This is a genomic window from Pantoea sp. 18069 (genome assembly GCF_902706035.1).
In the GTDB taxonomy this organism is placed as follows: Bacteria; Pseudomonadota; Gammaproteobacteria; order Burkholderiales; family Burkholderiaceae_C; genus Comamonas.
Window position 1 is genome coordinate 23,592 of the sequence record NZ_CACSJA010000028.1, and the last position, 18,829, is coordinate 42,420.

Sequence of the window (18,829 nt, forward strand, 5' to 3'; positions counted from 1 at the left end):
GGCCGTTATTCATTCGATAATCCGCCGCGCACGCTAAAAGCCTTTGCATGGAGTGCATAGATGGAAACGGTCAAATTCGCAGAACACCTGTCGATCTTTGTGGATGTGGCACGCGCCCAAAGCTTCTCGGAGGTGGCGCGCCGCCGCGGAATGGCGGCCTCGTCGGTGGCCCGGCAGATTGATGCCCTGGAGACCGAACTCCAGATGCCGCTGTTTGCCCGCTCCACGCGCGCGCTGGTTCCTACCGAGGCTGGAGAGGTATTGCTGGAGCGCGCCGTGAAGATCCTGCACGAGATGACGGAGGCGCGCAGCGAGGTCATCTCACTGGAGCAGAACGTCCAGGGACTGCTGCGCGTGAGCTGCCTGCCTGCCTTCGCCCGCCGCTACGTCGTGCCGCTGCTCGATACGCTGTTCGAAAAGCATCCCCGCCTGCAGGTAGATCTGGAGCTGACGGAGCGCGTGGTGGACCCCGTGGTTGATCGCATGGACGCTGTGGTGCGCGTGGGCCATCAGCCCGACAGCAGCCTCATTGGTCAGCGCATTGGTAGCCACCGCTATCTGATCTGCGCGGCGCCCGCCTACCTGCAGCGGCATGGCGTTCCGCACAGCCTGACGGATCTGGTGAGCGGTCATCGCCTCATCGACCGTCGTCATAGCAGCAGTGTGCGCGGCTGGCGTGAGATCGCCGGCGGGCAATGGGCTGTGGGTGCACGGTTCGCGCTTGAATGTGATGATTGCGATGCGCGCCGGCTCGCGGCCTTGGGCGGCCTGGGCATCGCGCTGATGCCCAACTGGTCGGTGGGCGAGGACATTGGCGCCGGACGGCTCGTGGAGCTGACGTTCAACGACGCGGCGCCGGCGCCCGAAAGCGGCATCTATCTTCTGCGTGCGCTACCGCGCGCCAACGCACGCATCCGCGCTTTCACCGAGCATCTGCAGGAGCATATTGGCTATCCACCGCGCTGGGATGTGGCGCTGCGGAACTGCAGCGTGGCGACGGCTTGATTCCGCTGCGAGATACAGGCGCTGGCGTGCGCTGGCCCCGTGAGAGCCTTATTCCACCCGTGCCCCGGAAACCCGCACGACTTCACCCGCGGTGCGCCAGTCCCTGGCCAGCAGGTCCTTGAAGCCCGCCGGTGTATCGGTCGCGGCTTCGGCGCCGAGTTTGCGCACGCGTTCCTGCACGACGGGGTCGGCCATCACCTTGTTGACCGCGTTGTTGATCTTGCGCACTTCGGCCGCCGGCGTGCCGGCCGGGGCAAGAAGACCGTACCAGGTGTCGAACTGGAAGCCTGCAAAGCCCGATTCGTCGACCGTGGGCAGGTCGGGCAGGAAGGGCGAGCGCTTGGGGCCGGTGTAGGCCAGCAGTTGCACGCGCGGGTCGTCCTTGAAGGCAATCAGCCCCGTGGTCGCGGCCGTCACGCCCTGCACGCGGCCGGCAAGCAGTTCGCGCACCGCGTCGCCCGTGGACTTGTAGGGAATGTGCTGTTGTTCGACACCGGCCTTGGCCAGGAACGAGGCCATGCCCAGATGGGAGGCGCTGCCATTGCCGGCCGACGCGTAGTTCCAGGGCGTGGGGCTGGCCTTGGCGGCGGCGACCCATTGCGCCAGCGTGCGGGCCTGGCCCGCGGGCGCGGCAATCACATAGCCGGACGAGGCGACCAGGGCCACGGGCTCGAAGTCGTTGACCGGATGAAAGCCCAGCTTGGGGTACATGTGGCCCGTGAAATGGTGGCTTGCAGCTGCCATGACCAAGGTGTTGCCGTCGGGCTTGGACCGGGCCACGCCCTGCGTGCCCAGCGTGCCGCCCGCTCCGGGCTTGTTCTCGATGACGATGGTCGCCTGCAGCGCCTGGCCCAGCTCGTTGCTGAACGCGCGCAGCACCGTGTCCTGCACGGCGCCCGCGCCAAACGGCACGACGATATGGATGGTGCGGTCTGCGGCGTGGGCCAGGCCGGCCATGCTGACGCCCCAGGCAAGAGCAGTGGAAGCGAGAATGCGGCGGCGGGTCGGGGAAGGCAGATGCATGGAGGTGAGACGGTAAGCGGGTAGCGGACGGCTAAGCCGTTGAACCAGCCAGTCTAGGGATGCGCACTTATGCAGCCAACGCATTCTTTCGCATGAGCAAATGCGCAAAACATTCTTGCCCGCCCCAATAAAAAAGCGCCGGTCCCCTTGCGGGAACAGGCGCTTGGCAGCAAGTCTGCGCTCGTCAGCGCAGACCGGTCTGATTACTTGGCGGCGACAACGCGCACCATCTCGAGGCACTTGTTCGAGTAGCCCCATTCGTTGTCGTACCAGCTGACGATCTTGACGAAAGTCGAGTCCAGCGCGATGCCGGCTTCGGCGTCGAACACCGAAGTGCAGGATTCACCGCGGAAGTCGGTGGCGACCACCTTGTCTTCGGTGTAGCCCAGCACGCCCTTGAGCGCGCCTTCGGACTGGGCCTTCATTTCAGCGCAGATCTCGGCGTAGGTCGCTTCGCTGTTGAGTTCCACCGTCAGGTCGACCACCGACACGTCGGAGGTCGGCACGCGGAAGGACATGCCCGTGAGCTTCTTGTTGAGTTCGGGAATCACCACGCCCACGGCCTTGGCAGCGCCAGTGCTCGAAGGGATGATGTTTTCCAGAATGCCGCGGCCGCCGCGCCAGTCCTTGTTCGACGGGCCGTCGACGGTCTTTTGCGTTGCCGTGGCAGCGTGCACGGTGGTCATCAGGCCGCGCTTGATGCCCCACTTGTCGTTGAGCACCTTGGCCACGGGAGCCAGGCAGTTGGTGGTGCACGAAGCGTTGGAGATGATGGCTTCGCCGGCGTAGGTCTTGCAGTTCACGCCGAACACGAACATCGGGGTGTCGTCCTTGGAAGGCGCCGACAGGATGACCTTCTTCGCGCCTGCGTCGAGGTGCTTCTGTGCGGTTTCCTTGGTCAGGAACAGGCCCGTGGCTTCGATCACGATGTCGGCGCCGACTTCGTTCCACTTCAGGGCTGCGGGGTCGCGCTCCTGCGTCAGGCGAATGGGCTTGCCATTGACCACCAGCGTGTTGCCTTCGACGGCCACGGTGCCCTGGAAGCGGCCATGCACGCTGTCGTACTTGAGCATGTAAGCCAGGTAATCGGGTTCGAGCAGGTCGTTGATGGCCACGACTTCGATGTCATTGCCGAAGTTCTGCACTGCTGCGCGGAACACCATGCGGCCGATGCGGCCGAACCCGTTGATACCTATCTTGATGGTCATATTTGCCTCTTGAAGTGAAATGACGAAACCTGTTACTGGACGGATTACTTTTTCTTCTGCTGGCGCAGCACGGCCTGGACCGTCGCCGCGACATTTTCCTCGGTGAAGCCGAAGTGCTTGAACAGCACGCCGGCCGGCGCTGATTCGCCGTAGCTGTCGATGCCGACCACGGCCGCGCAGCCGTACTTCCACCAGAAGTCGGTCACGCCCATTTCCACGGCAACGCGTGGCAGGTGGGCGGGCAGCACCTTGGTCTTGTACTTGACGTCTTCGCGGTCGAAAGTCGTGGTGCTGGGCATGGAGACCACGCGCACGGCGATCTTCTTCGTGGCCAGCAGCTTTTGCGCCGCCAGCGCCAGCTGCACTTCCGAGCCGGTGGCGATGATCACGGCCTGGGCGGCCTGCGTCAGGCCGATGTCGGCGGGTTCGCTCAGCACATAGGCGCCGCGGCTGATGTCGCCGGCGTCGCGCTTGCGCGCGTAGGCCAGGTTCTGGCGGCTCAGCAGCAGGGCCGTGGGCTTGTTGCGCTGCGACAGCGCGGCGCTCCAGGCCACGGCGGTTTCGGTGGTGTCGCCCGGACGCCAGACATCCAGGCCGGGGATCAGGCGCAGGCTCGCGGCGTGCTCGATCGACTGGTGGGTCGGGCCGTCTTCGCCCAGACCGATGGAGTCGTGGGTGAACACGTGGATCACGCGCTGCTTCATCAGCGCGGCCATGCGGATGGCGTTGCGGCTGTAGTCGCTGAACGTCAGGAAGGTGCCGGCGTAGGGAATGAAACCGCCATGCAGCGCAATGCCGTTCATGATCGCGGCCATGCCGAACTCGCGCACCCCATAGTTGATGTGGCGGCCACCGACGCCGTACTCGTTCTTCACCACGGCACCGGCTTCGTCGAAGCGCAGCGCGGGCGTGCTCTTGGTGTTGGTGAGGTTGGAGCCGGTCAGGTCGGCCGAGCCGCCAAGCATTTCGGGCAGGGCTGCGGTGAAGGCTTCGAGCGCCATCTGGCTGGCCTTGCGGCTGGCGACGGTCTCGCCCTTGGCGATGGTGTCGACCACGGTGTTCACTGCGATCTGGGCGAAGTTCTTCGGCAGGTCACCGGCCATGCGGCGCGTGAATTCGGCCGCGAGTTCGGGGTAGGCCTTGGCATAGGCCGTGAACTTCTTGTTCCAGGCGGCTTCGGTCTTGGCACCGGCGGCCTTGGCGTCCCAGTCGCCGTAGACGTCGGCCGGGATTTCAAACGGGGTGTGCGGCCAGCCGAGCGCGGCGCGCGTCAGGCCGATTTCCTCGCCGCCCAGGGGTTCGCCATGGGCCTTGGCGGTGTCCTGGCGGTTGGGCGAGCCCTTGCCGATGCTGGTCTTGCAGATGATCAGCGTGGGCTTGGTCGCGCTTTGCTTGGCATGGGCGATGGCGGCGTCGACGGCTGCGACGTCATGGCCGTCCACGGGGCCGACCACGTTCCAGCCATAGGCTTCGAAGCGCTGGGCGGTGTTGTCGATGAACCAGGGGGTGACCTGGCCGTCGATGGAGATACCGTTGTCGTCGTACAGCGCGATGAGCTTGTTGAGCTTCCAGGCGCCGGCGAGCGCCGCGGCTTCGTGCGAAATGCCTTCCATCAGGCAGCCGTCACCCATGAACACATAGGTGTGGTGGTTGACGATTTCATGGCCCTTGCGGTTGAACTCCGAAGCCAGCAGCTTTTCGGCCAGCGCGAAGCCCACGGCGTTGGTCACGCCCTGGCCCAGCGGGCCGGTGGTGGTTTCCACGCCCGGGGTGATGCCCACTTCAGGATGGCCCGCGGTCTTGCTGTGCAGCTGGCGGAAGTTCTTGAGCTCGGTCATCGGCAGGTCGTAGCCGGTGAGGTGCAGCAGCGCATAGATCAGCATCGAGCCATGGCCGTTCGAGAGGATGAAACGGTCGCGGTCGGCCCAGTGCGGGTTGACCGGGTTGTGCTGCAGGTGGCGGCTCCACAGAGCCACGGCCATATCGGCCATGCCCATGGGGGCGCCGGGGTGACCGGAGTTGGCTTGTTGAACGGCATCCATTGCGAGTGCGCGGATCGCATTCGCCATTTGTTGAGTGTTGGCCATCAGGGCGCTCCGAAAAAGGAGGGTGTTTGTCAGGGGAAGCCGGACATTTTAAGCGGCAGCCCGTTTTGAGCCGTATCGCGGGGCAATGCACTACAGTGCAGCCCATGGTCAAACCCTTGTCCAGCCTGCATTTTCGGAGCTTTCAGCGCATGCCTTTCGCCCCTTTTTCCGCGCCTGCCACGGCGGTTCTTTCCCCTGCCGCAGGCCTGCTTCAGCCACCGGCGATGCTGCTGGCCGCGGGACGCGGCGAGCGCATGCGGCCGCTGACCGACCACTGCCCCAAGCCCCTGCTCGAAGTGCAGGGCCGGCCGCTGCTGCAGTGGCATCTGCAGGCGCTGGCGCAGGCCGGCGTGCCGCGCGCGGTGATCAATACCGGCTGGCTGGGCGCGCAGATTCCGCAGCGCCTGGGCAGCGTGTTCGACAGCGGGGGCGCGCAACTGCCGCTGGTCTATTCGGACGAGGACCCGTCGGGCCAGGGCCCGGCGCTCGAGACGGCGGGCGGCATTGCGCGCGCGCTGCCGCAGCTTGGCGCCGTGTTCTGGCTCGCGGCCGGCGATGTGTTCGCGCCCGATTTCACTTTCGATGCCGCGGCCGCGGCGGCTTTCGCGGCCAGCGACCAGTTGGCCCACCTGTGGCTGGTGGCCAATCCCGAGCACCACCCCCGGGGTGACTTCGGCCTGTCGGCGCAGGGCCTGGCCCTCGATCTGCCCGAGGGCGATCCGCGGCCGCGCTGGACCTACAGCACGATCGCGCTGCTGCGTGCCGAATTGTTCGCCGCGCCCTGGTGCGCGATTCCCGCGGGCAACCCCGAAGGCGAGCGCGCGGCGCTCGGGCCCCTGCTGCGCCGGGCGATGGCCGCGGGCCGGGTCGGCGCATCGCTGTATTCGGGGCGCTGGACCGATGTGGGCACGCCCGAGCGCCTGGACATGTTGAATGGCACCTCCTGAGCGGCTTTTTCCTTGCTCCGGGGCTGGAACAGGCCGGGTTTCAAGTGTCGCAACGCCTGTAGGACAACGTCACATCCTGAAATCTGCGCACGCAAGATTGCAAATAGTGGTCAAACCAATAATTCAGGGGATACATTTGCAAGCAACTGCGCAGTACGATAGTCGGCATGATCTCTGTTTATGCCCAACGCCGCGCGCGCCTGGCTGCCCAGCTGGGCCCCCAGGACGTGGCCATCATTCCCACTGCACCGGTGCGCCAGCGCAACCGTGACACGGATTTTCTCTACCGGCATGACAGCTACTTCTATTACCTGACCGGGTTCACCGAGCCCCAGGCCTGCCTGGTGCTCAAGGGCGATGGCCAGAGCACGCTGTTTTGTCAGCCCAAGGACCTCGAGCGCGAAATCTGGGACGGCTATCGCCTGGGCCCCGAGGCCGCCGTCGCCACGCTGGGCGTGGACCAGGCATTCTCGAGCACCGAGATCGACACCCGGCTGCCGCGCCTGCTCGAGAACACGAACTGTGTGTGGTTCCCGTTCGCGACCCATGCCGGGCTTGCCGCGCAGGTCGAAACCTGGTTGTCCCAGGTGCGCAACCGCGTGCGCATGGGCGTGCAGTCGCCGACCCACCAGGGTGACCTGTGCGCGCTGCTCGACGAAATGCGCCTGGTCAAGGACGCGCACGAACAGGACATCATGCGCCGCGCCGCGCGCATCAGCGCCGGCGCCCATGTACGCGCCATGCAGCGCTCGGCGCGCATGCTGCGTGCGGGCGAAGAAGTGCGCGAATATCACCTGGATGCCGAACTGCTGCACGAATTCCGCCAGCATGGCTCGCAATATCCCGCCTATGGCTCCATCGTCGCCGCGGGCGCCAATGCCTGCGTGCTGCATTACCAGGCCGACAAGGCCCTGGTGCACCCCGGCGAGCTGGTGCTGATCGACGCGGGCTGCGAGCTCGACGGCTACGCCAGCGACATCACGCGCACCTTCCCGGCCGACGGCAAGTTCACCGGCGCGCAGCGCGCGGTCTACGACCTGGTGCTCGCGAGCCAGGACGCGGCCATTGCGGTCACGCGCGCCGGGCGGCGTTTCAGCGACCCGCACGATGCGACGCTGGCCGTGCTGGCCCAGGGCCTGCTCGACCTGGGCATCCTCGACGCCAACCGCGTGGGCACGGCCCAGGACGTGATCGAAAAGCGCGCCTATTTCCCGTATTACATGCACCGCACCGGCCACTGGCTGGGCATGGACGTGCATGACTGCGGCAGCTATGTCGAACCCGGCGCCGACGATGCGAGCGCGCAGCGCCGCGATCCGCTGTCGGGCGATGTCGTGATCCAGCGCCCGAGCCGCATCCTGCGTGCGGGCATGTGCACCACCATCGAGCCGGGCCTGTACCTGCGCGCGAGCGCCGAGCTGCCCGAGGCGTTCCACAACATCGGTATCCGCATCGAGGACGATGCCATCGTCACCGAGGACGGCTGTGAACTGATCACGCGCGATGTGCCCGTGAAGGCCGACGAGATCGAAGCGCTGATGCGCGATCTGGCGTGAGCCATGCCTGCACCAGCGCACGCACCGGCGAGTGCTTCCATTTTTCCTGACTGCTCCCATGTCCGACGCTTCCAGCACGCTTTCCGCACCACCGCGCCTTCAGTGGCGCATTTTCACGGTGCTCTGGCTGCTGGGGATGCCCGGCATGTCGGCGATGGTGTGGTCCATCGTTCCGCATTGGCGGTATACCCAGCCCGTGCCGCCGCCGTTTGGGCAGCCGGGGATGGAGCTGTTGCTGGTGCTGGCGTCGGTACTCGCGCTTGCCGTGGGAATGGGCGTGCTGCTCGCGCCGCGCGTGGGGCTGGCGGCGCCTATCCTGACCACCTGGGTGGCGGGGCGCTCGCCGCGCGGGCCGCTGCGGCGCGTGTGGCTGCCGGGCGTGGCCGGCGGGGTGGCCGGCGCGGCCTGGCTGGTGACACTGGCCATCGTCTGGCCCGAAAGCGTCAAGGCCGCTGAGCCGCTGTACACCATGCCGCTGGTGGCCAAGCTGCTCTACGGCAGCGTGACCAACGAGCTGCTGGTGCGCTGGGGCCTGCTGGCCTGCGTGTTCTGGGGAGTGTGGCGCCTGTCGGGCCGCCACGATGCACCGCCCTCGCCGGCCATGGCCTGGGCGGCGATCGTGCTGTGCTCGCTGCTCTGGGCCGCGATCCATTGGCTGCTCGCCTGGTGGCTGCTCGGCCCCTTGCCGGGTCTGCTGCTGCTGCATGTGCTGCTGGGCAAGGTCGTCTATGGCCTGATGGGCGGCTTCCTCTGCTGGCGCTTCGGCCTCGAGGCCGCCATCTTGGCGCATCTGCTGACCTATCTGATGTCGCATGGACTGATAGGGCCGGTGTTGTAGAAACGTTCCGGGGGTGCAACTCCGCCGTCTGACGCGATCACATGGGGGGCTTCGCCCCCCATGCGCAGCTACGCGAAGCGAGCAAGCGTGGGGGCTATATTTCGTACCCGGTATGTAACCGCTTCCGTGTGAGAATCGTCTTCCGATCACCCTCCCGCGAAAGCCTTATGACCAAGCCGTTGACCCGCGCCACGAAGATTGTTGCCACCCTGGGCCCCGCATCGAGCGATCCCCAGTTGCTAGAGCGCATGGTGCGTGCCGGCGTCAACGTGGTGCGGCTGAACTTCAGCCACGGCACTGCACAGGACCATATCGACCGCGCCGCGATGGTGCGCGCCGCCGCCCAGCGCGCGGGCCGCGAAGTGGCCATCATGGCCGACCTGCAGGGCCCCAAGATCCGTGTCGGCAAGTTCGCCGAAGGCCGCGTGATGCTCGAGCCGGGCGCGCCCTTCGTGCTCGACGCCTCGCGCACCGAACCCGGCGATCTGCAGGGCGTGGGCCTGGACTACAAGGAACTGCCGCGCGACGTGAAGGCCGGCGATCTGCTGCTGCTCAATGACGGCCTGATCGTGCTCACCGTCGATGCGGTGCGCGGCGAGGAGGTGCACACCACCGTCAAGCTCGGCGGCGAGCTGTCCAACAACAAGGGCATCAACAAGCAGGGCGGCGGCCTGACGGCGCCGGCGCTGACCGCCAAGGACATGGAAGACATCAAGACCGCGATGGGCTTTCAGGCCGACTACGTGGCCGTGAGCTTTCCGAAGAATGCCACCGACATGGAGATGGCGCGCCAGTTGTGCAATGTGGCCGGCTCGCCGTGGCGCCACAAGCCCGGCCTGATCGCCAAGATCGAGCGTGCCGAGGCGATTCCGCACCTCAAGGACATCCTGCGCGTCTCGGACGGCATCATGGTCGCGCGTGGTGATCTGGCGGTGGAAGTCGGCAATGCGGCCGTGCCCGCGCTGCAAAAGAAGATGATCCGCATGGCGCGCGAGATGGACAAGGTGGTCATCACCGCGACGCAGATGATGGAAAGCATGATCACCAATCCCGTGCCCACGCGCGCCGAAGTCAGCGATGTGGCCAACGCGGTGCTCGACGGCACCGACGCGGTGATGCTCAGTGCGGAAACCGCGGCCGGCAAGTACCCGCTGGAAACCGTCGAGGAAATGGCGCGCATCTGCACCGCCGCCGAGGCGGCCGAAGACGTAGAGCGTGATGCCGACTTCACCGGCCGGACCTTTGGCCGCATCGACCAGAGCATCGCCATGGGCGCGCTGTTCACGGCCCACCACCTGGGCGCCAAGGCGCTGGTCGCCATGACGGACAGCGGCTCGACGGCGCTGTGGATGAGCCGCCGGCGCATCCACATCCCGATCTACGCGCTCACGCCCAAGGTCCAGACCCAGCGGCGCATGGCGCTGTACCGCAATGTGCGCCCGCTGCTGATGGACACGTCGGCGGACCGCGACACGGCGCTCGAGCAGGCCGAAGCCCACCTCAAGGCGCGCGGCATCGTGCAGCAGGGCGATGTCTATGCGATCACCTGTGGCCTGCCCATGGGCCAGCCTGGCGGCACGAACATGCTGCAGATCTGCAGAGCTAGCTAAAGCACCCCCTGAGCCGCTCACGCCGGATGGCCGGCCCCGGCTTCCCCCTCTCATCCTTCGGTGGAGGGGGGCGCCCGGCCAGGGACGGCAGCCTCGCTGCGGGGCGGCGTCCTGAGCTGAGTCGAAGGGCTCGCTGCCCCCATGCTGGGTAGCGCCAGTTTCGGGAGCCATGCCCGAAGCGATCAGTACGTACAGCTGAACGCAACTACGATCAATGGACACCGACGGCGCTGGTGCGGGTTTTTCAGTCGGGATAAAATCCCGGGTTACACAGCGGTTACCACCGCTTGGCCCGGGCTCCTGCCGTGGCGCGGCTGGGCCGCGTGCGGCAAATGTTGCGCTGGCTGTTAACCCACCCTGATTGGATCCACGACCATGTCCCTCGTCTCGATGCGCGAACTGCTCGACCATGCTGCACAAAACGGCTATGGCATTCCTGCTTTCAACGTCAACAACCTGGAGCAAGTCCAGGCGGTGATGTCTGCGGCCGATGAAGTCGGCGCACCCGTGATCCTGCAAGCCAGTGCCGGCGCGCGCAAATACGCCGGAGAGGCTTTCATCAAGCACCTGATCCAGGCCGCAATCGAGCAGTACCCGCACATTCCGCTGGTCATGCACCAGGACCACGGCCAGTCGCCCGCGATCTGCCAGGGCGCGATCGACCTGGGCTTCTCGTCGGTGATGATGGACGGCTCGCTGATGGAAGACGGCAAGACGCCGGCTTCGTTCGAATACAACGTCGACGTGACCCGCAAGGTCGTCGAAATGGCCCACCGCGTGGGCGTCACGGTCGAAGGCGAGCTCGGCTGCCTGGGCTCGCTGGAAACCGGTGAAGCCGGTGAGGAAGACGGCATCGGCGCGGTCGGCAAGCTCGACCACAGCCAGATGCTGACCGACCCCGAGGAAGCCGCGCAGTTCGTCAAGGCCACGCAGCTCGATGCACTGGCGATTGCCATCGGCACCAGCCATGGCGCCTACAAGTTCACGCGCAAGCCCACAGGCGACATCCTGTCGATCCAGCGCGTCAAGGAAATCCACGCCCGCCTGCCCAACACCCATCTGGTGATGCACGGCTCGTCGTCGGTGCCCCAGGACCTGCTGGCCATCATTCGCCAGTACGGCGGCAACATGAAGGAAACCTACGGCGTGCCCGTCGAGGAAATCCAGGAAGCCATCAAGTACGGCGTGCGCAAGATCAACATCGACACCGACATCCGCCTGGCGATGACGGCCGCGGTGCGCAAGTTCATGTTCGAGAACCCCGAGAAGTTCGATGCCCGCGAATGGCTCAAGCCCGCGCGCGAAGCCGCCAAGCAGATCTGCAAGCAGCGCTATGTTGAATTCGGCTGCGAAGGCCAGGCCGGCAAGATCAAGGGCCACAACCTGCAGGTCGTCGCCGGCATGTATGCCGACGGCACGCTCAAGCAAGTCGTGAACTGAAGCTCTGGCGCAGGCCACGGCAAAGCCCCCTGGCTCCTGGCCCGGGGGCTTTTTTTTCGCCGGTTCACCGGCAAAAAACATCCATTTGGAGCGCAAAGGCCTTGCAACGGGCTCGGGGCAGGTGATTTTTTGCCTTTTCTGAGTGCAATCCGTTTGCGTTTTTCCCGGCCAGCGTGCAGCATGGCGTTTGCTGACAAATTACACAGGCCGGCATGCAAGCTCAGGCCTATGCGCAGGGAGGACTCGCAATGAAGAGAATGGGACGGCCGATGGTGCGCTCTGCGCTTTGGAGTGCAGCGGCGGCGCTGCTGCTGGCGGGATGTGCCTCGCAGACGCAGGGCGTGGCTTCGGGACAATACACCGCGGGGCGCGCGCAGCTGGCGTTGCCTGCCGGTGCCTGGACCGATCTGGGTGCGGCCGATGAGGCCTGGGCGCCGTTGCCGACCGCGGGCGGCAAGATCGCACTGCGCAGCCGGGCGCTGGTGCTGCGCGGCGAAAAGCAGGAGCCGCTGGCCGTGGTGCTGGTGCGCACCAATGCCTCCAATCTGTTCTGGAAACCCGTGTCCTGGGGGATCAATTGCCCACGCGAGCTCGACGTGCTGCTGTTCGACGAAGCAGCCGGCAGCCCTGACCGCATGGACTGTCTGCGGCTGCGCCGCAATGCCCAGGCACAGCAGTGGCTCAAGCGCACCAAGCCCGAAACCCAGACCTGGCTCGCACGCCACCGGCAACTGCCGGTGCTGCCCTACAGCCACTTGAGCTACCGCTTTGCCACCGAGGACGGCGGCATGGTGGAGTTGCAGATCCTTGCCGACCAGCGCCTGCTGCAGCCCGAAAAAGGCAGCCAGGGCCGGCAACTGCGCGAATGGGCGCTGGCCGTGGCCAGCGCGGCGCGCGACAGCCTGTCGTCGCTCGACGGCGCGCTCGTGCTGCCACCGTTCCCGGGCTCGGTCTGAGAACGTGAACACGTTCTGAGCCAGGCGGATTCCAGCCGGCCTAGGGTAATCACAGGCTGCGAGCTTTCGGCCCTCGGCTGACAATCGCCTGAGCGTTGGCAAGAAATACTGGAGGCACAAAGACTATGAGTGATCGTCCCTGGCTGAGCGCGTACCCCCAAGGGGTGCCCGCGGAAATTGACGCGACCCAATACACGTCGCTGGTGGCCCTGATGGAAGAGGCCTTCACCAAGTACCGCGACCGGGTGGCGTACAGCTTCATGGGAAAGGAAGTGACCTATGCCCAGACCGATGTGCAAAGCCGCATCCTGGCCGCCTACCTGCAGGGCCTGGGCCTGGCCAAGGGCGATCGCGTCGCGCTGATGATGCCCAACATGCCGCAGTACCCGGTGGCCGTGGCCGCGGTGCTGCGCGCGGGCTATGTGGTGGTCAACGTCAACCCGCTGTACACCGCGCGCGAACTCGAGCACCAGCTCAAGGACTCGGGTGCCAAGGCGATCATCATCATCGAGAACTTCGCGACCACGCTGCAGGCCTGCATCGCCGCCACGGCCGTCAAGCATGTGGTGCTCTGCGCGATGGGCGACCAGCTGGGCCTGCTCAAGGGAGCGCTGGTCAATTACGTGGTGCGCAAGGTCAAGAAGCTGGTGCCCGCGTTCCAGCTGCCCGGCGCCGTGCGCTTCAATGACGCGCTGGCCAAGGGCGCGCATGCGAGTTTCCAGGCGCCGCAACTGCTGCCCGACGACATCGCCCTGCTGCAGTACACAGGGGGCACGACGGGCGTGAGCAAGGGCGCGGTGCTGCTGCACCGCAATGTGATCGCCAACGTGCTGCAGTCCGAAGCCTGGAATGCGCCGGCCATGGACAAGGTGCCGACGGGCGAGCAGCCCACGAGCGTCTGCGCGCTGCCGCTCTACCATATCTTCGCGTTCACGGTGAACATGATGCTGTCCATGCGCACCGGCGGCAAGACCATCCTGATCCCCAATCCGCGCGACCTCAAGGCCACGCTGCAGGAGCTGTCCAAGCACCGTTTCCACAGCTTTCCGGCCGTGAGCACGCTGTTCAACGGCCTGGCCCACCACCCCGACTTCAACACCGTCGACTGGTCGCACCTCAAGGTGTCGGTCGGCGGCGGCATGGCGGTGCAAAGCGCGGTCGCGCAGCTGTGGCTGGAAAAGACCGGCTGCCCGATCTGCGAAGGCTATGGGCTGTCGGAAACCAGCCCTTCGGTCAGCTGCAACCCGGTCACCGTGAGCCAGTTCACGGGCACCATTGGCGTGCCCCTGCCCAGCACGTACATGAAGCTGGTCGACGACGCGGGCAACGACGTGACACAGCCCGGTGTGCCGGGCGAGATCGCGATCAAGGGCCCGCAGGTGATGGCGGGATACTGGCAGCTGCCCGACGAAACCGCCAAGTCCATGACGCCCGACGGTTTCTTCAAGTCCGGCGACATCGGCACCTTCGATGAAAACGGCTTTTTCAAGGTGGTCGACCGCAAGAAGGACATGGTGCTGGTCAGCGGTTTCAACGTCTACCCGAACGAAGTCGAAGACGTGGTCGCCAAATGCCCGGGCGTGCTCGAGTGCGCGGTGGTCGGCATTCCCGACGAGAAGACCGGCGAGGCCGTGAAGCTGGTGATCGTGAAGAAGGACCCGGCGCTGACCGAGCAGGTGGTGCGCGACTTCTGCCGCTCGCACCTCACGGGCTACAAGCAGCCGCGCGTGATCGAGTTCCGCACCGAGCTGCCCAAGACACCCGTGGGCAAGATACTGCGCCGCGAGCTGAGGAAATAAAGCAGCCCGGCCGTTTGCCCTGAGCCTGGCGCAGGGCAGGCCGCTTCAGGGCATTTCACGCCAGCGCGTTCAAAGCGAAAATGCGTCCAACTACCGCCGTACAGTACGGCGGTTTCTTTTTCAGCTTTTGAATACATGACGATTGCCATTTTGAGCGCCTTGCCCGAAGAGCAGGCCGGTTGGGTAGAGACTTTGCAGGGCGTGCGCGGCACACGGCACGCGGGGCGGCAGTTCTGGCAGGGGCGCTGGCAAGGTGCGGGCGAAGGCGCGGGCGCCGGCCATGACCTGGTCTGCGCGCTCTCGGGCATAGGCAAGGTCGCCGCAGCCACCACGGCGGCGGCGCTGATCGAGCGCTTTGGCGTCACGCGCATCGTCTTCACCGGCGTGGCGGGCGGCGTGGGCGCGGGCGTGCAGGTCGGCGATGTGGTCGTGGCCAGCGAATACCTGCAGCATGATCTTGACGTTTCGCCGCTGTTCCCGCGCTGGGAGCTGCCCGGCTATGGCCGCACGCGCCTGGCCTGCGACCCGGTGATGAGCGCGGCGCTGCACGCGGCCAGCCAGCAGTGCGTGGGCAGCGCGGCGCGCGCGCACCATGGGCTGGTGGTCAGCGGCGACCAGTTCGTCGGCACGGCCCTGGCATCGCAGGCACTGCGCGCTGGCCTCGAGGCCGCGGGCCACGCGGTGCTCGCGGTCGAAATGGAAGGCGCGGCCGTGGCGCAGACCTGCCACGACTACGGCGTGCCGTTCGCCGCCATGCGCACCATCTCCGACCGCGCCGACGACAGCGCATCGGTCGACTTCGCGGACTTCGTGCGCAATGTCGCCAGCCGCTATGCCCAGCACATCCTCACGGGTTTTTTGCAGCGGCTGCCGCAGGCGTGAACTGGAAACGGTGCCGCGGCAATAGGCATGCACGGCGGGGGGGTCAAGACGAACGGCTTCAGGCAAGGCCCATGGTCTTTGAAACCGGCGCGGCCCAGCATGGGGGCAGCGAGCAAGGGCCGCCCCGCAGCGAGGCTGCCGTCCCTGGCCGGGCGCCCCCCTCCACCGAAGGATGAGAGGGGGAAGCCGCGTGAGCGGCTCAGGGGGTGCTTCTATTTCAACCAGCCGCGCTTGCGGAAATACAGCATGGGCCCGACCGCGCTGGCCGCCATCAGCGTCAGCGCAAACGGATAGCCCAGCGTCCAGTCGAGTTCGGGCATGAACTTGAAGTTCATGCCGTAGGCGCTGGCCACCAGCGTGGGCGGCAGCAGCGCGACGCTGGCCACCGAGAAGATGCGGATGATCTTGTTCTGGTTGATGTTGATGAAACCGACGGTGGCGTCCATCAGGAAGTTGATCTTGTCGAACAGGAAGGCGGTGTGGCTGTCCAGCGATTCGATGTCGCGCAGGATCTGACGCGCTTCCTCGAACTGCTCGGCGTTGAGCATCTTGCTGCGCATCATGAAGCTCACGGCGCGGCGCGTGTCCATCACGTTGCGGCGGATGCGCGAATTCAAGTCTTCCTGGCGTGCGATGGCCGACAGCACCTCGCTTGCGCGCGCGTCGTCGACATCGCCGGACAGCACCTGGGTGCTGACTTTTTCGAGCGCATCGTAGATGCGCTCTAGCGTGTCGGCCGAATATTCGGCGTCGGCGTCGAACAGCTTGAGCAGCACTTCCTTCGCATCTTCGAGCAGGCCCGGCGCGCGGCGCGCGCGCATGCGCAGCAGCCGGAACACCGGCACGTCCTCGTCGTGGATGGAAAACAGCACGCCGCGGCTCTTGAGCTCTGCGTTGTGCTGGTTCAGGATGAACGCGACGCGCACCGAGCGCGGGTCTTCGTCGTCATCGATCAAGAAATCGCTGCGAATATGCAGCTCGCCGTTGTCTTCTTCGTAGAAGCGCGCCGATTCTTCGATGTCTTCATCCATCGCGTCTTCAGGAATCGACAGGCCGTAATGCTGCTTGATCCAGCGCTTTTCTTCCAGCGTCGGCGATTCGAGGTCGACCCAGATAGGCTGAAACTTCGCCAGGTCTTCCAGCGAGTCGATTTCTTCCTGAACCAGGCGGCCATTGGCCAACGTAAAGATGTTGAGCATTGCTCACTCCCATGTCATTTTTCGGCGTGCGGCGGTGAAAGAGGTCATGCTTTCAACCCCCGCAGCGGCACGCGTGGCAAGGTGCGCGCAGCCATACGATGGGAGTTGAAAGCTACCAACTAGGGTAGCTTTCCACGGAGTCATCTCCAGTTATCTTGAAGTGGCGAATTATGGCATTGCGCACGCGCGGCGCGGCGCAGAAAAGCCCGCGCCGGGGCGGGTGCGGGCCCGGTTGTCATCGCGCTGTAATGGTCTGTCCCAGCGATTGGGCGCGGCACAGGTCTGCCCAGGCCGCCGGCTTGGCATGCGCGGCGCGCAGCAGGTAGTTCGGGTCGTAGGTCACCACGGCGGGCACGCCTGCGGCCTGGTGGGGTTCGGCGCGCAGCCGGCCCAGTGCATCGCTGCGGCCGAGCACGGCGCGTGCCGCCGCCAGGCCCAGCACCAGGATGCGCGCCGGCCGCAGCGTCTGCACCATCGTCTGCAGGCCGGAATCCAGGGGCGGGCAGTCGCCCGCGGCCGCCGAGGCCTGGGCGGTGTCGCGCTCCAGGGCCGCGCTCCAGACGCGCGGGTGCTGGTGCAGGCGCAGCGCGCGCAGCATGTTGTCGAGCAGGCGCGCGGCATCGCCTTCGAGCACCGTGCCGGTGGGCCGGGGTTCGGGCGCGGCTGCGGGCAGGCCCAGGGCCGTGGGGTGTTCGAGCAGGATCAGCCAGCCGCCGTCGGCCGCCGCAGGCGCGTTGCTGCTCGGGCCGTAGACCGGGCGCGCGGGATGCAGCCGCCAGCCCGTGGCCGCAGCGCTTTCGCTTGCAGGCGGGCGCTGGGGCGCAGGCGCGGGCTGGGGGCGGGCCGGGGCCTGGGTTGCTGCTGCGGGTGCCGGGCGTGGGGCGGGGCTGGCCGGCGGCTGCGGCGCACGCTGGGCCATGGGCGCAGGCCGTTGTTCCAAGGCTACAGCCGTTGCGGCCTGGGCCGGCTCCGGCGGCGCGGGCTGCCAGACCGTGATGCCCATTTCCTGCAGCATGGCGCGTTGGCGCGGGTCGAGGTTCAGGGCCATAGCTTGAGGCTCATGATGATGGCGTGCTCGCGTTGGCCATCGACCGCCGGGTAATAGTTCTTGCGTTCGGCGATCTGCTGGAAACCATGTTTTTCGTAGATGGCGCGCGCCCGTGCGTTGCTCGCGCGCACTTCGAGCCACAGCCAGAGGGCCTGTCGCTGGCGTGACCACAGCGACAGCCCTTCGAGCATGATCCGGGCCCAGCCCCGGCCCTGGTGGGCGGGCGCGACCGTGAGGTTGAGCAGATGGACTTCGTCGAGCACCGCCATGGCGACGAAGTAGCCCAGCAACTGGTCATCGGCGTCGAGCAGCATCTGTGCTTCGTAGCCTGCGGCCAGCGCGTCGATGAAGTTGCCGTGCGTCCAGGGGTGGCTATAGGCCTGCTGTTCGATCGGCAGCAGGGTCTCGAGCGAGGCTGCGGTCAAGGGTGCAAAGCGTATGGTTTCCTGGTGGGCGGGCTGGCTGGAAGGGCTCATGGTGTGGCAGCAAGGCGTGCAGCGGCACGTTCAGCGGTAGTTTGCGCCACTTTATCTCGGATGTACAAGGGCAGCGCAGCGGCAGCCGGCTGGCTGCCCTGGGCCGCGAGCAGCGCGGGCGCCAGGCGCAGCAGCGCCGCCGAGGTCGGCAGCGCGGCCAGGTGCAGGGCCTCGGGCGCGAGGCGCTCGCCATAGGCGGCCTGGGCATTGCCGACGACGCTCCAGCCCGCGGGCACCTGCAGGGCTTCGGGCGCGCACACGCCGACGTCGCCCGCGGCCAGCCAGACGCCGTCGCGGTAGCTGTAGGGCGCGTGATAGACCTCGTTCATGCGTGCATCGAGCACGGCGACGACGTCGGTGCAGCCGTGCTCGGCGCGCGCCGTCTCGGCCACGGCGAGCAGCGTATCGACCGGCAGCACCGGCACGCCGGCACCAAAGGCCAGGCCCTGCGCAATCGCGCAGGCCGTGCGCAGCCCGGTGAACGAGCCCGGGCCGCGGCCGAAGACGATGGCATCGAGCGCCTTGAATTCGAGCCCGGCTTGGTCCATCAGCCGGCGAATGGCCGGCAGCAGCTGGGCCGATGACTGGGCACCGCCAGGCCCGCGGTGCTGCCAGAGCGCGTCGGCGCGCTGGACGGCAATGCAAAGGGTGTCGGTGCTGGTATCGAAGGCAAGCAGATTCATGGGATGGGGGCGCCAGGAAGAACGGCAGGTCGCCAGGCGCAAGTGCGCAAGCCCCTGATTATCGGTGGCCGC

The 18,829-nt window shown here is 66.4% G+C and carries 16 protein-coding genes; 9 read left to right on the plus strand and 7 right to left on the minus strand.

The genetic code is table 11. The features are described 5' to 3' along the window. Window positions 1-60: 60 nt before the first annotated feature. Window positions 61-1,005, plus strand: a complete 945-nt coding sequence (locus GVL12_RS19075; protein ID WP_159917026.1) for a LysR family transcriptional regulator — start codon at window positions 61-63, stop codon at window positions 1,003-1,005. Window positions 1,006-1,053: 48 nt separating this feature from the next. On the opposite strand, the gene GVL12_RS19080 is transcribed toward GVL12_RS19075, so the two are convergent. The 3 genes from GVL12_RS19080 to tkt form a co-directional block, all read right to left on the minus strand. Next, window positions 1,054-2,028: a tripartite tricarboxylate transporter substrate binding protein gene (locus GVL12_RS19080; protein ID WP_200843911.1), complete on the minus strand. Its 975-nt coding sequence runs from the start codon at window positions 2,026-2,028 to the stop codon at window positions 1,054-1,056. 203 nt (window positions 2,029-2,231) lie between these two features. Beyond that, complete coding sequence (gene gap, locus GVL12_RS19085) at window positions 2,232-3,236, minus strand: type I glyceraldehyde-3-phosphate dehydrogenase (RefSeq protein WP_159917030.1); 1,005 nt, start codon at window positions 3,234-3,236, stop codon at window positions 2,232-2,234. 44 nt (window positions 3,237-3,280) lie between these two features. Then, entirely contained in the window at window positions 3,281-5,323 is a 2,043-nt protein-coding gene (gene tkt / locus GVL12_RS19090) for a transketolase (protein ID WP_159917032.1), read from the minus strand. A gap of 149 nt (window positions 5,324-5,472) precedes the next feature. Between tkt and GVL12_RS19095 the strand changes: the two genes are divergently transcribed. From GVL12_RS19095 to GVL12_RS19130, 8 genes are all read left to right on the plus strand, one after another. After that, on the plus strand, window positions 5,473-6,270 hold the full coding sequence (locus GVL12_RS19095) for a nucleotidyltransferase family protein (protein WP_159917034.1): 798 nt from the start codon (window positions 5,473-5,475) through the stop codon (window positions 6,268-6,270). 167 nt (window positions 6,271-6,437) lie between these two features. Beyond that, complete coding sequence (locus GVL12_RS19100; RefSeq protein ID WP_159917036.1) at window positions 6,438-7,826, plus strand: aminopeptidase P N-terminal domain-containing protein; 1,389 nt, start codon at window positions 6,438-6,440, stop codon at window positions 7,824-7,826. Window positions 7,827-7,884: 58 nt separating this feature from the next. Then, entirely contained in the window at window positions 7,885-8,664 is a 780-nt protein-coding gene (locus GVL12_RS19105) for a CPBP family glutamic-type intramembrane protease (RefSeq protein ID WP_159917038.1), read from the plus strand. 167 nt (window positions 8,665-8,831) lie between these two features. Continuing rightward, window positions 8,832-10,274, plus strand: a complete 1,443-nt coding sequence (gene pyk / locus GVL12_RS19110; protein WP_159917040.1) for a pyruvate kinase — start codon at window positions 8,832-8,834, stop codon at window positions 10,272-10,274. A 375-nt stretch (window positions 10,275-10,649) separates the two neighbouring features. Next, window positions 10,650-11,714, plus strand: coding sequence for a class II fructose-bisphosphate aldolase (gene fba, locus GVL12_RS19115; RefSeq protein ID WP_159917042.1), 1,065 nt, complete (start codon window positions 10,650-10,652; stop codon window positions 11,712-11,714). 248 nt (window positions 11,715-11,962) lie between these two features. Then, window positions 11,963-12,670: a hypothetical protein gene (locus GVL12_RS19120; RefSeq protein ID WP_159917044.1), complete on the plus strand. Its 708-nt coding sequence runs from the start codon at window positions 11,963-11,965 to the stop codon at window positions 12,668-12,670. Between the two features lie 125 nt (window positions 12,671-12,795). Then, entirely contained in the window at window positions 12,796-14,469 is a 1,674-nt protein-coding gene (locus GVL12_RS19125) for a long-chain-fatty-acid--CoA ligase (protein ID WP_159917046.1), read from the plus strand. 135 nt (window positions 14,470-14,604) lie between these two features. Beyond that, window positions 14,605-15,351, plus strand: a complete 747-nt coding sequence (locus GVL12_RS19130) for a 5'-methylthioadenosine/adenosylhomocysteine nucleosidase (RefSeq protein WP_159917048.1) — start codon at window positions 14,605-14,607, stop codon at window positions 15,349-15,351. 212 nt (window positions 15,352-15,563) lie between these two features. Here GVL12_RS19130 and corA read toward each other — a convergent pair whose 3' ends face one another. The 4 genes from corA to tsaB all read right to left on the minus strand — a co-directional run bounded on the left by corA (window position 15,564) and on the right by tsaB (window position 18,757). Further along, complete coding sequence (gene corA / locus GVL12_RS19135; protein WP_159917050.1) at window positions 15,564-16,550, minus strand: magnesium/cobalt transporter CorA; 987 nt, start codon at window positions 16,548-16,550, stop codon at window positions 15,564-15,566. 235 nt (window positions 16,551-16,785) lie between these two features. Further along, the gene (locus GVL12_RS19140; RefSeq protein WP_159917052.1) at window positions 16,786-17,598 is read right to left on the minus strand and encodes a uracil-DNA glycosylase family protein; all 813 of its coding nucleotides are present in this window, start codon (window positions 17,596-17,598) and stop codon (window positions 16,786-16,788) included. After that, window positions 17,589-18,074 (minus strand): ribosomal protein S18-alanine N-acetyltransferase, encoded by a 486-nt coding sequence (rimI, locus tag GVL12_RS19145; RefSeq protein WP_159917054.1) that lies wholly within the window; start codon window positions 18,072-18,074, stop codon window positions 17,589-17,591. Before rimI ends, GVL12_RS19140 begins: the two co-directional genes overlap by 10 nt. Further along, complete coding sequence (gene tsaB, locus GVL12_RS19150) at window positions 18,071-18,757, minus strand: tRNA (adenosine(37)-N6)-threonylcarbamoyltransferase complex dimerization subunit type 1 TsaB (protein WP_159917056.1); 687 nt, start codon at window positions 18,755-18,757, stop codon at window positions 18,071-18,073. The genes rimI and tsaB overlap by 4 nt, the downstream gene beginning before the upstream one ends. Window positions 18,758-18,829 lie beyond the last annotated feature (72 nt).

Bases quoted from the DNA above. Each gene is read 5' to 3' on its own strand.
- corA (WP_159917050.1), bottom strand. From the start codon at position 16,550: ATGCTCAACATCTTTACGTTGGCCAATGGCCGCCTGGTTCAGGAAGAA.
- GVL12_RS19100 (WP_159917036.1), top strand. From the start codon at position 6,438: ATGATCTCTGTTTATGCCCAACGCCGCGCGCGCCTGGCTGCCCAGCTG.
- rimI (WP_159917054.1), bottom strand. From the start codon at position 18,074: ATGAGCCCTTCCAGCCAGCCCGCCCACCAGGAAACCATACGCTTTGCA.
- tsaB (WP_159917056.1), bottom strand. From the start codon at position 18,757: ATGAATCTGCTTGCCTTCGATACCAGCACCGACACCCTTTGCATTGCC.
- GVL12_RS19140 (WP_159917052.1), bottom strand. From the start codon at position 17,598: ATGGCCCTGAACCTCGACCCGCGCCAACGCGCCATGCTGCAGGAAATG.
- GVL12_RS19130 (WP_159917048.1), top strand. From the start codon at position 14,605: ATGACGATTGCCATTTTGAGCGCCTTGCCCGAAGAGCAGGCCGGTTGG.
- GVL12_RS19095 (WP_159917034.1), top strand. From the start codon at position 5,473: ATGCCTTTCGCCCCTTTTTCCGCGCCTGCCACGGCGGTTCTTTCCCCT.
- tkt (WP_159917032.1), bottom strand. From the start codon at position 5,323: ATGGCCAACACTCAACAAATGGCGAATGCGATCCGCGCACTCGCAATG.
- GVL12_RS19105 (WP_159917038.1), top strand. From the start codon at position 7,885: ATGTCCGACGCTTCCAGCACGCTTTCCGCACCACCGCGCCTTCAGTGG.
- GVL12_RS19125 (WP_159917046.1), top strand. From the start codon at position 12,796: ATGAGTGATCGTCCCTGGCTGAGCGCGTACCCCCAAGGGGTGCCCGCG.
- fba (WP_159917042.1), top strand. From the start codon at position 10,650: ATGTCCCTCGTCTCGATGCGCGAACTGCTCGACCATGCTGCACAAAAC.
- pyk (WP_159917040.1), top strand. From the start codon at position 8,832: ATGACCAAGCCGTTGACCCGCGCCACGAAGATTGTTGCCACCCTGGGC.
- GVL12_RS19075 (WP_159917026.1), top strand. From the start codon at position 61: ATGGAAACGGTCAAATTCGCAGAACACCTGTCGATCTTTGTGGATGTG.
- gap (WP_159917030.1), bottom strand. From the start codon at position 3,236: ATGACCATCAAGATAGGTATCAACGGGTTCGGCCGCATCGGCCGCATG.
- GVL12_RS19120 (WP_159917044.1), top strand. From the start codon at position 11,963: ATGAAGAGAATGGGACGGCCGATGGTGCGCTCTGCGCTTTGGAGTGCA.
- GVL12_RS19080 (WP_200843911.1), bottom strand. From the start codon at position 2,028: ATGCATCTGCCTTCCCCGACCCGCCGCCGCATTCTCGCTTCCACTGCT.